General features: G+C 68.8%; 16 protein-coding genes. 9 read left to right on the plus strand and 7 right to left on the minus strand.

Translation table 11 applies throughout. The features are described 5' to 3' along the window. Positions 1-27: 27 nt before the first annotated feature. Positions 28-288, minus strand: coding sequence for a hypothetical protein (locus ABZ470_RS16595; RefSeq protein ID WP_362911901.1), 261 nt, complete (start codon positions 286-288; stop codon positions 28-30). 243 nt (positions 289-531) lie between these two features. On the opposite strand from ABZ470_RS16595, the gene ABZ470_RS16600 reads away from it, so the two are divergent. Beyond that, complete coding sequence (locus tag ABZ470_RS16600) at positions 532-1,074, plus strand: hypothetical protein (protein WP_362911903.1); 543 nt, start codon at positions 532-534, stop codon at positions 1,072-1,074. A 232-nt stretch (positions 1,075-1,306) separates the two neighbouring features. Here ABZ470_RS16600 and ABZ470_RS16605 read toward each other — a convergent pair whose 3' ends face one another. The 3 genes from ABZ470_RS16605 to ABZ470_RS16615 are packed head-to-tail and all read right to left on the minus strand — an operon-like array spanning position 1,307 to position 4,205. After that, positions 1,307-2,095 (minus strand): TetR/AcrR family transcriptional regulator, encoded by a 789-nt coding sequence (locus tag ABZ470_RS16605; RefSeq protein ID WP_362911904.1) that lies wholly within the window; start codon positions 2,093-2,095, stop codon positions 1,307-1,309. Between the two features lie 50 nt (positions 2,096-2,145). Next, a complete protein-coding gene (locus ABZ470_RS16610; RefSeq protein ID WP_352013352.1) occupies positions 2,146-2,730 on the minus strand; it encodes a TetR family transcriptional regulator in 585 nt (194 codons plus the stop codon). Next, positions 2,727-4,205: an MFS transporter gene (locus ABZ470_RS16615; RefSeq protein ID WP_362911905.1), complete on the minus strand. Its 1,479-nt coding sequence runs from the start codon at positions 4,203-4,205 to the stop codon at positions 2,727-2,729. Before ABZ470_RS16615 ends, ABZ470_RS16610 begins: the two co-directional genes overlap by 4 nt. A 1,646-nt stretch (positions 4,206-5,851) precedes the next feature. On the opposite strand from ABZ470_RS16615, the gene ABZ470_RS16620 reads away from it, so the two are divergent. The 4 genes from ABZ470_RS16620 (at position 5,852) to ABZ470_RS16635 (ending at position 8,763) form a co-directional block, all read left to right on the plus strand. After that, a complete protein-coding gene (locus ABZ470_RS16620) occupies positions 5,852-6,106 on the plus strand; it encodes a MerR family transcriptional regulator (RefSeq protein ID WP_362912143.1) in 255 nt (84 codons plus the stop codon). 524 nt (positions 6,107-6,630) lie between these two features. Next, a complete protein-coding gene (locus ABZ470_RS16625; protein ID WP_362911906.1) occupies positions 6,631-7,185 on the plus strand; it encodes a DUF4158 domain-containing protein in 555 nt (184 codons plus the stop codon). A gap of 78 nt (positions 7,186-7,263) precedes the next feature. Next, positions 7,264-7,455, plus strand: coding sequence for a hypothetical protein (locus ABZ470_RS16630; RefSeq protein ID WP_362911907.1), 192 nt, complete (start codon positions 7,264-7,266; stop codon positions 7,453-7,455). 435 nt (positions 7,456-7,890) lie between these two features. Continuing rightward, on the plus strand, positions 7,891-8,763 hold the full coding sequence (locus ABZ470_RS16635) for an oxidoreductase (protein WP_362911908.1): 873 nt from the start codon (positions 7,891-7,893) through the stop codon (positions 8,761-8,763). Positions 8,764-8,830: 67 nt separating this feature from the next. Here the strand turns inward: ABZ470_RS16635 and ABZ470_RS16640 are convergent, their stop codons facing one another. After that, positions 8,831-9,241, minus strand: a complete 411-nt coding sequence (locus tag ABZ470_RS16640; RefSeq protein WP_362911909.1) for a RidA family protein — start codon at positions 9,239-9,241, stop codon at positions 8,831-8,833. Positions 9,242-9,320: 79 nt separating this feature from the next. On the opposite strand from ABZ470_RS16640, the gene ABZ470_RS16645 reads away from it, so the two are divergent. Next, on the plus strand, positions 9,321-9,692 hold the full coding sequence (locus ABZ470_RS16645; protein WP_362911910.1) for a helix-turn-helix domain-containing protein: 372 nt from the start codon (positions 9,321-9,323) through the stop codon (positions 9,690-9,692). Positions 9,693-10,118: 426 nt separating this feature from the next. On the opposite strand, the gene ABZ470_RS16650 is transcribed toward ABZ470_RS16645, so the two are convergent. Then, a complete protein-coding gene (locus ABZ470_RS16650) occupies positions 10,119-10,730 on the minus strand; it encodes a deaminase (RefSeq protein WP_362911911.1) in 612 nt (203 codons plus the stop codon). An 89-nt stretch (positions 10,731-10,819) separates the two neighbouring features. Here ABZ470_RS16650 and ABZ470_RS16655 point away from each other — a divergent pair, with 89 nt between their 5' ends. Genes ABZ470_RS16655 through ABZ470_RS16665 form a run of 3 tightly spaced genes read left to right on the plus strand, consistent with a single transcriptional unit; the run spans position 10,820 to position 12,129 of the window. Beyond that, the gene (locus ABZ470_RS16655) at positions 10,820-11,155 is read left to right on the plus strand and encodes a metalloregulator ArsR/SmtB family transcription factor (RefSeq protein WP_362911912.1); all 336 of its coding nucleotides are present in this window, start codon (positions 10,820-10,822) and stop codon (positions 11,153-11,155) included. Further along, entirely contained in the window at positions 11,152-11,652 is a 501-nt protein-coding gene (locus ABZ470_RS16660; protein ID WP_362911913.1) for an SRPBCC family protein, read from the plus strand. Before ABZ470_RS16655 ends, ABZ470_RS16660 begins: the two co-directional genes overlap by 4 nt. Positions 11,653-11,667: 15 nt before the next feature. Beyond that, positions 11,668-12,129: a VOC family protein gene (locus tag ABZ470_RS16665; RefSeq protein ID WP_362911914.1), complete on the plus strand. Its 462-nt coding sequence runs from the start codon at positions 11,668-11,670 to the stop codon at positions 12,127-12,129. 91 nt (positions 12,130-12,220) lie between these two features. On the opposite strand, the gene ABZ470_RS16670 is transcribed toward ABZ470_RS16665, so the two are convergent. Further along, on the minus strand, positions 12,221-14,005 hold the full coding sequence (locus ABZ470_RS16670) for a DUF4132 domain-containing protein (RefSeq protein WP_362911915.1): 1,785 nt from the start codon (positions 14,003-14,005) through the stop codon (positions 12,221-12,223). Positions 14,006-14,148: the final 143 nt, after the last annotated feature.

Below are 14,148 nucleotides of genomic sequence, written 5' to 3' on the forward strand. Positions count from 1 at the left end.
CGGTAAGCCGGTGCAGGACGTTGTCGATCACGGCACCGCCGGGTGAGCCGAAGCCCGCCCGGCGGTCTCCACGGCGAAACGGTCCTGGTGCCGGGCCTTCCTGCGGTGGTTTCGGATGCCGGCCGGAGTGCCGAGGTAGTTGCGGTCCGCCCCGGGGCACGCCTCCCGGTAGCCGCTTTCGACCGCGGCCTCGCGGATGCCGTTGTCGGGGCCGAAGCCGCGGTGAGCGATGAGCGGATCGACACCGGCCGGCCACCGCTCACGCACCTCGGCGGGCCGGTCGTCCACCGAGAACTCGCTCGGCGGCCCGGGCGGCACCAGCCAGCCGGGCAGGGAGCCGAGGACAGCGAACAGGTCGGGGCCGGTCAGCCCGATGCGCAGGCTCTTCAGGGCTTCCCTCGAAACGCGCTCACCTCCGGCGAACGACCGGAGGGCCCGGAAGGAACGGTGCCGGGAGCCCAGCGTGGCCGTTCGAGCGCGCTACAAGCGCGTTGCAGCCGAGCCACAAGCGGGCTTCCCTAGCCTTGGATCATGTTGACGACCCTGGTTGTGACCGCCTCTCTCCTGTTCACCGGCGCGCCCGCGCAGAGCGCGGCGACCAAGCCGCTGACCTTCCGCGGCATGACGCTCCAGATTCCCAAGACCTGGAAAGTCGGAAAAGAAGACATGTGGGGCATCCACGTCAAGACCGGCGGCTGCGACCGGCTCGCCGTCGAGTGCCGCGGGTTCTACCTCGTCGGGCCGGAGGGCATCTCCCTGGGCCGCCACGGCAACCCCTACGATCCCAAGGAGCAATACCACCCGGGTAACGGGCTCTCGGCCTGCGCACCCGACAAGCGCTACGTGGAGGACTTCCCCGGAAAGCTCGTCGCACGTGCCCTCCGCCCGGTGGGCGCGGGACACCAGGCCACCTACCGCGTCTGGCGCGTCGGCTGCACGACGCAGTCGGCCAAGAGGACCGGCGTCTCCTACCAGGAGCGGATCTGGTACCTGCCCACGTCGAAGATCCTCATCTTCGACCGGTGGAGCGACAGCCGGCTCGGCACGATTCTCAAGCGGGCGACCTGGAACTGAGCCCGCCGGTCGCGCCGCTTGCCACCACGGCGAAACAGAGCAGGTGCGAGAACGGCCGTGGCGGCAGTGGTGATCAGCACGAACCGCCGTCGCGCCAGGACGTGAGCGACCGGCTGCCGCCTGACCGGCATCCCGGCGGCCGGCGCCCTCCTGCGGCTCTCCAGGAACAGGCGCTTGGCGACGTCCAGCGGTACCTCGCCATAGGGCTGGACGTGCTGCCGGAACAGCGGTGTCAGCCCGCGACGGTCGCCTCGATGCCGTCGAGGAGTACGGCCAGGCCGGTCTCGAAGCTCTTCCTGGCCTCACGTTCGAGGTAGGGCAGACCGTCGTCCTGCGAGGAGGTGGCGGCCGTCGCGCCTTCGAGCCAGGCCACGGCGGGGAACCGTTCGGTCAGGCCGGGGGCGATCTCCAGCAGCGTGGCCGAACGGACGAGCCACCACTCCTCGTCGGAGACGCCGGTGGCGGCGGGGGCCTGCCGTACCTCGGAGACCGTCCCCGCCGAACCGCGCAGGAAGTGGAACAGCGTGCCGACGATCCCCCGGATCCGGGGGGCGTCGAGGCCGGTCTCACGCAGAATGCGCACCAGCGTCTCAAGGCTGAGGTACTCGTTGGGACCGAGCACGGGCCTGGCCTGCGACACCTGGAGCACCCAGGGATGGCGCAGGTAGAACTCCCAGGTGTCGCGGGCCCACACCGTCAGGGCCGCCCGCCAGCCCTCCTCGTGCCCGTAGCCGGTCGGCAGCTCGCCCAGGACCCGGTCGTACATCAGGTCGACGAGCTCGCCCTTGCTGGGGACGTAGGTGTAGAGGGCCATTCCCGAACGTCCGAGCCGTTCGCCGACCGCCCGCATGGACAGCGCCGCCATGCCTTCGGCGTCGGCGAGGGCGATCGCCGTGTCCACGATCAGATCGACGCTGAGTCCCGGTTTCGGACCGGGCCGGGACTCCTCGGCGGAACCGGCGGAACGCCACAGCAGAGCCATGGAACGGCGCGCGTCGCCCTGGCCCGCGAAGACGACCACCTGTGGCTCCCTCCCGTCTCCTTACGCCCTAAAGCTATCAGCGGGCCGGATCAGCCGGTGATCAGGCGTTGCAGCGCGGGTGCGTAGAGGTCGGCGATGCCTTCGGCGTCGGCCTGCGCTGCTGCGCCCGAGGGGTGCAGCGCGAGGGTGGCTCCGAGCCCGAGCAACTGGCCCGCGACCAGTTCCGCCCGCAGGGCGTTGTCCTGGCCGGGGAGCAGCGTGGTCAGCCGCGCGGTGACCTGCTCGTGGAAGCGGTCCCGCAGCAGGGAACGCTCATCGGTGTTGCCCAGGGAGAACACGACACGCAGCATCGGATCCCGCTGGAATTCGCGGCGGCTGCGCACCAGTGTCAGCACCATGTGCCTGCCGAGCGCCTCAAGGGGGGCCGCGAAGAGCTCGTCGGTGTCGGGACCGAAGTCGGCGACGGTGTTGAAGAGCTGTTCCTTGCTGCCGAAGTGCTTGACGATGAGCGAGGCGCTCACCCCCGCGTCCGTGGCGATGCCGCGTAAGGTCACCTCGGCGTACGGGCGCAGGGTGAAGGCCCGCCGGGCGGCGCGCAGGATCGCGTCCCGGCCGCTGCGGGTTCCGGTGTCCCGGGATTCCTCGGTCTGCCTTCCGGTGGTGTGCACGCTCATGGGCTGCTCTCCTGGGCGAGCGCCGCCGGTGGGCGCTCGGCTGCGCCCGCCGTACGGTCCTGCCCGACGGTATACGGGGCCGGAGCCTGTCCGCCCGGTAGACACAGAGTGACGGCCAGAGCGAGGAGCGCGGCGGCCCCGGCGATGACGAAGACCGTCAGGTAGGCGCCCAGGGTCGGCACGGTACGGCCCGCGACCTGGAAGGTGACGTGGGCGAGGACCGCGGCGACGACCGCGCTGCACGCCGCCTGGCCGATCGACCTCATCAGTGTGTTGAGGCCGTTGGCCGCGCCGGTCTCGCTCACCGGCACCGCGCGCATCACGAGCGCGGGCAGGGCGGAGTAGGCGATGGCGGTGCCTGCGGACACCACGGTCGCGCCGAGGACGATCGTCCACAGCTGGTGGCTGGTGAAGAAACGCACCATGTATCCGGCGGCCATGCATGCGGAGGCGACCGCCAGGGTGACCTTGGGGCCGTAGGCGGCCGAAATCCTGGCGGAGACGGGGGACAGGAACACCATCGCGACACCGCCGGGCAGCAGGCACAGGCCGCTGACGACGATGGAGGCGCCCAGGCCGTACCCGGTGTTCGTGGGCTCCTGCACCAGTTGCGCGGTGGCCAGCGAGTTGGCGTAGAAGGCGAAGCCGATCAGCAGGGCGGCGAGGTTCGTCAGCAGCACCGCGGGCCGCGCGGAGACCCGCAGGTCGACCATGGGGGAGGGGGCGCGCAGTTCGTGGGCTCCCCAGAGCAGCCCGATCAGTACGGCGGCGGCCAGCAGGGCGAGGGTGGGAGTGGAGGTCCAGCCCCAGTCGCCGCCCTGGGTCACCGCCAGCAGCAGGCTGACCAGGGAGGTGGAGAGGCCGAGCACGCCCAGGACGTCGGGCCGGCCGCCGGCGCGCAGCGGTGACTCGGGCACGTAGCGCAGCACCAGTGCGATGTCGAGCAGACCCAGACCCACCGAGACCCAGAACATGGTGTGCCAGTCGGCGTTCTCGACGACCAGTGCGGCGAGGGGGAGCCCGATGGCGGCGCCGATGCCCAGGGTGGAGCTCATCAGGGCCACCGCGGAGAGCAGCCGGCCGGGTGCGAGCTCGTCCCGCATGATGCTGACGCCGAGCGGCATGACGGCGAGCGCGGCTCCCTGCAGGGCGCGGCCCGCGATGAGCACGCCGATCTGGGAGCTGGCGGCGCACAGCACCGATCCCATGGTCAGCAGGCCGAGGGAGGCCAGCAGGACCTTGCGTTTGCCGTACATGTCGCCGATCCGTCCGAGAACGGGGGTGCAGACGGCGCCGCTGAGCAGGGTTATGGTGACCAGCCAGCTCGCGGCGGTCGGGGTGCTCCCAGTGAGCGCGGGGACGTGCGGCAGGAGAGGGATGACGAGTGTCTGCATGACGGCCACGACCACGCCGCAGAAGGCCAGGACGGCGACGAGGAGGCGCGGATGAGGCGCCTCGGCTGGCTGAGGGGGCACTGCGACTCTCCATGGGAAGGGGGACAGGAGGTGCACATTCGTTCACCTCCAGCGTAAACGGGTGTGCACTCCGGCGGGGGCCCATTCTTTGAAGTTAATGATCTACATTGTAAAGGCGCCCGCTTGGGCCTCAAGATCAAAAACAACAAAGGACTAAAGACCCCCCTCAAGGAGACCCAAGCGGCCCTGGGGTGTGGTTCGGCGTTTCGCAGGTAACTGCTCGAATCGGCTGTCCGGGCTGCCGGAACCGTGCGCCGGCCCCTGCCTCGGGGCGCGAAGTTCTCGCCGATGTGGTGGTGTCCGGCGGGGTCGGCGTGGTCCGTTCGCCATATAGGTCGCGGCCGTAGTGCAGGTTTGGGTCGTCGGCCGTGCGTTGTTCGAGGATTTGGTGATTGGGTCGCGGATGATGTTGGGCGTGAGTCGGTCGGCGGCGTGTTCGGCTGGATCGCCGGTGGTCTTGAATCGCAGGTCTCGCTGTCGAAGTCGGGTGCGAGGGGGCCTGGGGTGTCCTCCTGGATTGGGTACAGGGTGGTGTTTGTGGGTGTCTCTCGCGGATGGCCTCGAGGAGGCCGTGTGCGGCGGGTCTTGGCGCTGATCATGTCCGTGGGAGTGCCCTGCATGGCGTGGGCGGTGAACGGGTCCGGCAGTGCGCTGCCGCTGAAGCCGAGGTTGGCCACACCTTCGCTGAGCCGCGCCCCATGTTCACCGCCTTCTGCTGAGGCGGTGTCAGTTCGATTGAGTCAGGGCGGTTGGGTGGTGTCGGTTGCCTGGGCTCCTGATGATGGCTCTTCTGCGACTCCACCGCGTGGGGTTCCTGGCTCGCCTGCGGCGACGCGTCGAGGGCATGGCCACCGGTCGTCCGTCGCTTGTGGGTCTGCTTCATGGGCTGTGGTATCTGCTGGACCAAACCGGCCTGCTGGTGTGCGTTGAGCTGTGCGACAGCATCGACCGGGCTGTTGCCGACCTGTCCCTTTCGATGTGGGAGCTCGTCCTGGCTTCGCCACTACCGAAAATCTGTAGTGGCCAGAATAGACATCTGCCGTAAGGGGGGCTAGGATTTCTGGCATCGCAAGGAACGGATCCACGAGGGCAGAGCAGTGGGTAGGCATCACGACGAACTGCCCGGACGGACGTGGATAGCAGGAGATGACGTAGGTGGACGGGCAGAAGGTCGGACGTGCCGGGGCCAGCAGGATCGAAGGGTCCTTGCCGTGGACGCGCTGCCGAAGTAGTGACAGATGAAGTCGAAGTAGAGATACCGAAGGGAGTGTTGAACGCCATCAGGATCGCCCGTCGTCGGCTGAAGTTCGCCGCACGGGTACCGCACCTCCACGGATTGGACGGTGGTTTACGGTTACGCTTACGCGATCCCCGCACCCCTGCCTTTGCGGGCGGTCAGTGCGGAAGCAGTGAATCGGCCATAAGGCCGGTAGATGGTGTTGAACCTCTGGGCCCCGGCGCATCATGGCGCCGGGGCCCTCGTCCGCGTTAGGGAAGGTTGTATGGATCAAGCAGTCACATCCCCGGGCTCTCACCCCCGGGACACCGCCGAGAAGGCGGAGACGGAGGCGGCTCAGACGCTCCCCGATGAGGCCGGTGACAGGCCCGGCCGGAAACTCGACGATGAGGATTACCCCGCCTACAGCATGGGGCGGGCCGCGGAGGTCCTCGGCGTCACCCCGGCGTTCCTGCGCAGTCTGGGCGCCGCCAGGCTGATCGAGCCGCAGCGCTCCGAGGGCGGTCACCGCCGTTACTCGCGCTACCAGCTGCGCCTGGCCGCCCGCGCCCGGGAATTGGTCGACCAGGGCACCGCTCTGGAGGCCGCCTGCCGCATCATCATCTTGGAAGATCAGCTCGCCGAGGCCCTGCGCATCAACGCCGAACTGCGCCGACGCGGCTGACCGGGCCTCCGCCTACGCGGCCCGCGTCCTGCTGCCCGTCCTGTGGCGCGGCCGGGTGAGCGGCAAGGAGCCGGCCCGGTGCTCGGCCGGAGTTGTCGGGGTGCGTCAACTCTCGGCGGGTTCGACAGTGGGCAGGTCTGGCAAGCGGTGCACCGGTGCCGCACCTGCCCGCTGTCATCGAACCGGGCGGTGTGCTGAGGATTTCGGAGTGCCGCCCGCCGTCACCTCCGCCAGCAGCCTGGTGCGGATGGTCGGGCAGGGTGCCCCGATCGGTTAGTTGGTGGGCTTCCGCTTCTCGCCCTCGGTGGCCCCCGCTCGGGTCTGTGTCACCAGCCGCAAAGTAACTGGCGTTATGGGATTTGGCCATGGATTCCTTCGTGGGTCTGGCCGCAAAGTGGCAAAGCGTTATATCTCTGGCGCGTTGTGTCGCCATCACGGGTACGACATATCAGTCGGTAGTCGGGTGGTTACAAACCATGTTTCTCCTGGTCTTCGTTGGAGGTTCGGGAGAAGGGGTGCGGGACATGCGACGCGAATGGGAGGTCGAGGACCTGATCGAGTGCTGGACGCTGGATATGGAGGAGTTCGCGCTACTGGCGAACGAGTCCGGGGCGACTCGGTTCGGCTTCGGCCTGATGCTGAAGTTCTTCGAGCTTGAGGCAAGGTTCCCGCGCCGGGAGGGCCTGCCTCGCCCGGCGGTGGAGTTCATGGCGGGACAGGTCAAGGTGGACGCGGCGTTGTTCGCCGCCTACGACTGGTCCGGGCGCACGATCGAGTGTCACCGGGCGCAGATCAGGAAGTTTCACGACTTCCGCGAGCCGACCGTCGGCGGTGAGGACAAGCTCGCCGACTGGCTGGCCGCCAAGATCTGCCCGGCGGAGGTGTCGCGGGATCGGCTGCGCGGCGCGCTGCTGGCGCGCTGCCGCGAAGACCGGATCGAGTCGCTGAAGACATTCCGGATCGAACGCGTGCTGGGCGCGGCCGAGGCGATGTTCGAGCGGAACTTCACCATCGCCGAGGCCAAGGCGAACGAGGAGGAGCTGCGCACCCGGGTGTGGACCAAGCTGCGTGGCTCCTAGTCCCACCACTACCGGCGCGGCCTGCCCAAGCTGCTCAAGGCAGTGCGGTTCCGCTCCGGTAACGACACCTTCAAGCCGGTGATGGACGCTCTGGGCCTGCTGCGGCGTTACGACGGCTCTGACGCCGACTTCTACGCGGCCGTCGAGGTGGTGCCGTTGGAGCACGTGGTGCCCGAGGGCTGGCGCGATGCGGTCCTCGACCCTGACGGTGCTTCGTCTCGGGGTAGGTGCTGTCCGCCGGGGCGTTCCTTACGGGGAGAGGGGTCCTGACCGTGCGGAGGGGCAGGGTGAGGCGGAAGCGGGCGCCTTCGCCGGGGCTCGACGTCGCCGCCGTGCGTGCGTGCGGGCGAGGGAGCGGGCGATGGCGAGCCTGAGCCCCGCGTTTGCCCCGCTCGACCGGTTGCGGGACTGGTCGGCCCGGTAGAAGCGTAGGAACGCGCTCATTCCGGTGTCGGCGATGAGTCGGCTGCGGCCGATGACGACCGGCTGCGGCTTCTGGCCTTGGGGCGCGCGGCCAGGAACGCGTTGTACTCCATCTTGGCCCGCGCTCTCTGGGCGGCCTTCGTCGGCTTCGTCGATCTCGCCCTTTCGCCTTTGGGAGAGTTACGCACTTCAGGGTGCCTACTTTCCTATGGGAAGTAGCTCTCCAATACTCGTCCGGAGGGTTGAAAACGCCACCCACGGCGATAAGCGAAAGGCACAACGATGAACGCGGCGACCGCATCACTTCCCGGCGGCACCTGGACACTGGGCAACGCGACCATCACCCGGTTCGGTTACGGCGCGATGCAACTCGCCGGCCCGGGGGTCATGGGGCCTCCCGCCGACCACGATGGCGCCCTGGCGGTATTGCGCGCGGCCGTCGCGGCCGGTATCACCCACGTTGACACCAGCGGCGCGTACGGACCGCGCGTCACCAACGAACTGATCCGTGAGGCGCTGCATCCCTACCCGGAGTCGTTGTTCATAGCCACCAAGGTGGGGGCGAACCGAGACGCGCAAGGCGGCTGGCCCACGGCCCGGCGGCCCGAAGATCTGCGCAAGCAGGTCCATGAGAACCTCCGGTCTCTCGGGGCCGAGACCCTCGACTTGGTCAACATGCGCATGGGTGATGCCGAAGGCCCTAAGCCTGGTTCGCTCGCCGAGGCGTTCGCGACGCTCGTCGAACTCCAGCGAGAGGGTCTGATCCGTCACCTCGGGGTCAGCAACGTCACCACCGAGCAGGTCGCCGAGGCCCGCGGTATCGCTCGAATCGTCTGTGTGCAGAACATGTACAACCTCGCCCACCGCCACGACGACGACCTCATCGACAGGCTCGCCGCCGCCGGCATTGCCTACGTGCCGTTCTTCCCGCTGGGGGGCTTCACGCCGCTACAGTCCGATGCGCTCTGGAGGGTCGCGGCGCGGCTTGGGGCGACGCCGATGTCGGTCGCGTTGGCCTGGCTGTTGCAGCGCTCACCGAACATCCTGCTCATCCCCGGCACATCATCGGCAGCCCATCTGAGGGAGAACATCGTCGGTGCCGGGCTCTCCCTCTCCGGTGAGGATGTGGCGGACCTGGAGAGCATCGGCCGCTGAACGCCATGTTGACCGGTTCGTGCCGTGCGTGGCCGTGCGGTGGCCGGGCACGGCTGCGTGCGCCGGATCAGTCGAGCAGTGCGGTCGCCTCGACCTCGACGAGGACGTCCGGCTCGAAGAGGTGGTCGACGCCGATGAGGGAGGCCGGGGGCATGGGGAGCCGAAGGCCGATCTCCTCGGCGACGGTCTCGACTCCGGCCATGAGGTCGCCGATCTTCTCCGGGCTCCACCGGGTCACATAGAACGTCAGGCGCAACACGTCCGCGAACGAGGCGCCTGCGCCGGTCAGGCCGGCGGCGGTGTTGCGCAGGGCCTGTGCGACCTGTCCGGCCAGATCGCCGGGGGCCACCGGGGTTCCGTCGGCCTGTCGGGCGACCTGCCCGCTGACATGGACGTGTGTGGTGCCCGTGCCGACGGCGACATGGTGGTAGGGGGTGGGCTGGAGCAGGCCTTCTGGGGTGAAGTGCTTGATGGTCATGGCTGTTTCTCCTTGTCAATGTAGGTATCTGTAAGCTACCTAGTAGGAGAAAGGCACTTCAACGAGACCAGGTTTCACCATGGATACCGACGGCGAGCTCCGCATCGACGCCCCGCACCGCGAACTCCTCGATCAGGTGCTCGACAAGTGGTCCCTCGGTGTGCTCAACGAGCTCTGTGAACGCCCCTGCCGCTTCAACCAGCTGCGCCGGGCCATGCCCGCGGTCACGCAGAAGTCGCTGACCACGACTCTTCGCCGCCTGGAGCGTAATGGGGTGATCGAACGTGAGGTTCTCTCCACGCGGCCGGTGGCTATCGTGTATCGGATCACACCGCTCGGCAAGACCTTGCGGCAGCCCATCGACGTCCTGCTGGCCTGGGCGTCGGAGCACATGCCCGCCATCGAACACGCCCGCGACGCCTTCGACATGCGTGAGGACGCGGGCCTGTGAGACCTGTGTCCCGGCTCTGTTCGGGTCGGTGGCCGATGTCCTGGCGGGGTGGGCGGGGATCGGAGCCTTCTCTGCTGCCGGGTGGGTACTCCCGAGGGTATGGCGTATCCACGGCTCGCCTCGGCGCGGTGATCGTCGGTTCCGCGGGGTGAGATGTGCCGTCGGGTCATCGACGCCGTGACCGGCCTGCTGGAGCGGAAGGAGTTGTGCGGCGGCTGGGACGGCGTGGTGGAGTTCGGGCCGGCTGTCCCGTCCTTTGCTCGCTGGTGTGGCATGGCGCTCTGCCGCCTTGCCGGGTCAAGGCACGCATGATCGGTTGTGCGGCGTTGCTTTGCGGCTGGTGGCATGGGCCTGAGCGGGGGGCCTATGTGATCGGTCGCTGGGGCGGGTCGGTTGGCGGTCGGCGACAGAGGCGGATCTCTTGCATTACGCCGGTGTCCGGGGCGTGCGGCGATAGATCATGTGAGTCACACCGATTCCCTCGATGATCTCCGCCTGCTCGAAGCTGATCGGTGCTGTGGCGTTGAGCCCGGCCAGCACAGGCGTGCCGCCGCCGAGTACCACCGGCACGACGTCCAGCCGCAACTCGTCGAGCAGGCCGGCCTTCAGCGCGTCGGCCGCGGTGCCGCCGGGACCGACGCCGACGTCGCAACGCCCGGCCACCTCGCGGGCTCGCGCGATCGCGTTCTCCACGCCGTCGCCGACGAACGTGAACGGTGTCGTCGCCGTCCAGTTGGACGGTGGTGGGCGGTGGCTGACAACAAACACCGGTACGCCGCCCGGGTGCCGCCCGTTCCAGCCCGCGGTGAGGTCGAACAGGTTCCGGCCGATGACACAGGCTCCGAGCGTCTCCTGGAGTCGGCGCAGGTAGCGGGCCGTTGCCTCGGAGGTGCGGTAGGTCAGCCGGTCCGGATCGGCCGTTGGCGTGGCCACGGGGCCTGCCGTGCACCAGGCGAACAGCTTGTCGAAGCCCGACTGGCCGGGGCCGGAGATGTACCCGTCCAGCGAGACCGACGCCTGTGTGAAGACCTTTCCCATGGTTGCCCCCCAGAGCGTCTGCGACTTTGACAAAGCTGGACGCTAGCACATATAAAACCATCAGGTTATGGAACCGGAGGGTTATGGAAATGGTTGCAAGCGACAGGCTGGACGCGACGTTCGCGGCGCTCGCCGACCCCACCCGCCGGGCCATCCTGGCCCGGCTCGCGGCGGGTGACGCCACGGTCACCGAGCTGGCCGCGCCGTTCGCGATGAGTCAGCCCGCCGTCTCCAAACATCTGCGCGTGCTCGAACGGGCGGGCCTGATCAGCCGCGGCCGCGACGCACAACGCCGGCCATGCCGGCTGGTGGCCGAGCCGCTCAAGACGGCCACGGACTGGCTGGCCGACTACCGCGACTACTGGGAAGCGAGCTATCAGCGACTGGATGCCTTGCTGGACGACCTGCAGGACGGCAAAACGTGACCTCCCCCCACCCCGGCCTCGGGCTGCACGTCGTCGCGTCCGGGGCCACCGGCCTCGTCCTCACCCGGACCTTCGCCGCTCCCGCGCCGCTGGTCTTCGCCGCGCTCACCGAGCCGGAACTGCTCCGCCGCTGGTACGGCGCCCGCGGCTGGCAGCTCACCGTTTGCGAGGTCGACCTACGCCCAGGCGGTGTCTGGCGGTTCGTCTCAACAGGGCCGGGTGGCTCCGAGATGGAACTACACGGGCTGTTCCGTGAGGTCGTGCCGCCTGTGCGCCTCACACAGACCGAGATCCACCGTGACTGGGCCGACGGCGCGGCACTGGTCACCACCGTTCTGGACGAGACAGACGGACACACCACCATGACCGTCACCGCGCAGTACTCCTCGCCCGAAATTCGCGACATGGTCGTGCGCAGCTCCATGCAACGCGGCGCCGGCGAAGGATACGACCGCCTCGCCGCTGTACTCGCCACACTGCCACCACACCTCCCCTGACGAAAGGCACCATCCATGACCGACGCATCCGCACCAGTCACCGAGATCCCGACCGACCTCGGGGAAGTTCCCGAGGACTCCGGCAACCCGCCTGTGCCCCCTGGCACGCTGCTGCTGGAACTCGTGCCGGTGCCGACCACCGACATCGAACGGGCCAAGGCCTTCTACCAGGACCAGCTCGGGTTCCGTCTCGACGTCGACGTCAACCCCAAGCCCGGTGTCCGCGTCGTCCAGCTCACTCCTCCCGGTTCGGCATGCTCGATCACGCTCACCGAAGGCCTGTCCACACTCGACATGCCCCCAGGAACTCTGCGCGGTCTGCACCTCGTGGTGGCCGACATCGAGGCATCGCGCGCTCAACTCCTCGGGCGTGGCGTCGAGATCAGCGAGATCGAGGACTCCGGCGGCGTGCTCTACGCGTACTTCGCCGACCCGGACGGCAATACCTGGTGCCTTCAGCACATGCCCTGGCGCTAGTGGGGCGTGTGGTTGCTCGACGACTTCGACAGCCCGGGCGCCTGGCCAGGTGGCTGGACGACGTGCCCGTCGTGTTGGTGCCGCATGACTTCTAGTGCCAATATCCGTCGTAATAATCAACCAGGTGCTGGGCGTCCGGGCCGGCCGAAGCGGCGGCGACTGTGAGGTCGGCCTCCCGGAGGATCTCCGACCGCACCCGTGGCGGCACCGACGCCGCGGGCACCTTCTGGCCGTCGCGGTGGAAGGTCATCGGGTTGGTCGCGCACAGCGCGTCCAGGTCCCAGCCCTCGTCGGACATGCCCTCGACGACGCGCAGGAGCCAGCGGGCCTGCCAGCCCGCGAGGTCGCGCACCACCTCGCCCTGCCCCTCGTGACAGTCGTGCTCCCAGTAGCCGATCGACACGCCGGTCCATCCGTGCCGGATCAGTTCCGTCCGGGCCAGGTCGTAACGCACGACGTGACCGGCGACACGGTCCGGCTCTTTCACGTACACCTCGCGGAGGACTTGTTCGAACGGCTGCGCCAGACCCGTCTCGCGCCACGCACTCACCTCCTCGGCGCTTGCGTCGGCCGGGTGCCACAACGTGACAGGGCCCTCGGGGTGGTACCCGGCCAGTTCCCAGCCGTCGACGGTTCTGACGGGCAGGCCAGAGGGGCCGCCGGGGGTCCGCCACACCAGGGTGCGTGCGTCGGGGCCGGTGACGGGGTGGTCGAGGAGATGTTCACCGACCTCACGCCAGGTCCATTCACGCTGGTGGATGAGCGCCTGCTCCAGGCGGTGGCGCGCGGCCGTGTGCGCCTGCTCGACCTCTCTGGGCGTGGCGGCGGTGGCGGGCAGAGCGCGGTCGAGGAACTGGTCGCGGGTCAGCGCCGCCGCGTCGGCGAGCGCATCGAGTGCGCGAGTGGCGTTCTCCTGTACGGACGCCGCCCGCACCCGCGCCTGAATGAGCGCCAGCGGTGTGACTGTCTCGGGCCCGCCCCGGCGGGCCAGCACGCCGACAGCCCCGTTGGCGACGGTCTCGCTGCGGCAGCTGGAGCCGGGGCCGTCGTGGCCGGTGCCGCAGGTGACGGCGGCGTCGGCGAGCAGCGACGGGACCCAGGGTTCGTCAATGACCTCGCAGGTCCAGATCAGGCCGCGCGCCATCGAAACGGTCTGGCCCTTCAGGAAGCGGTCCTCGCTCCAGCTGATGTCGGCGTGATGGCAGACGAACGGGCCGCCCCGGTAGGCGGCCAGGCGGGTGACCAGCTCGTGGACCAGGGTGACGGCCTCAGGAGTGAGCAGGTCGCAGACGACCCGCAACCAGCCGTCGCCTGGGGCCGGTGTGTCAGCGGTGGCCCAGTGACGTAGCAGCGGCAGCATTCCGGCCAGGCGGAGGCCGTACTCCTCGGCCAGTATCGTGGCGAAGGGGTCGGCCTCCCCGATCACGTTCCTGACCGCACCGTCTGGGCCGTCTTCGGTGAGCAGGCTCTCCAGGAGCGGCTGGAGCTCTCCGAGGTCTGTCAGGTGGCCGAACAGGTCGCGGCGCTGTTGCGGATGGAGCAGGTGGGCGGCCGACAGCGGGATCCGATAGAGCTCCTCGTGGCGGGTGTGGCCTTGGCGGGCCCAGTATCCGGCGCGTTCGGCCAGGTTCCAGGCGTCGCCGGGAGTCCAGTCGACGGCGCGCGCGGCCACGGTGCGGACCAGGCGCAGGACGCGCTCGTCGTAGTCGTGGCCGCCCTGCGGGCTGAGCCAGAGCTTGGTGTGGGCGTAGGTGCCGTAGAGGCGCCAGTCGGTGTCAGGGCCGGGGTCGAGGCCCTGCTCGGTGAGGGCGTCGAAGCGCTGGTAGGCCTCTTTGGTAGCCGGTTCCAGATGGTCCCAATTTCCCGCGTACGTCACCTGGTGATCGTAGTCGCACGATGAAGGACCGCCGGGACGGTGGCCAGGTCGTCGCGGTCGTCCAGGAGCATCACCGTCGCACTGAGCCTGTCCCAACAGCCGGGCCGGCCCCGCAGACGCCCCCGCGATCGTCCTGCTGCACG

The organism is Streptosporangium sp. NPDC020072, assembly GCF_040631445.1.
In the GTDB taxonomy this organism is placed as follows: Bacteria; Actinomycetota; Actinomycetes; order Streptosporangiales; family Streptosporangiaceae; genus Streptosporangium.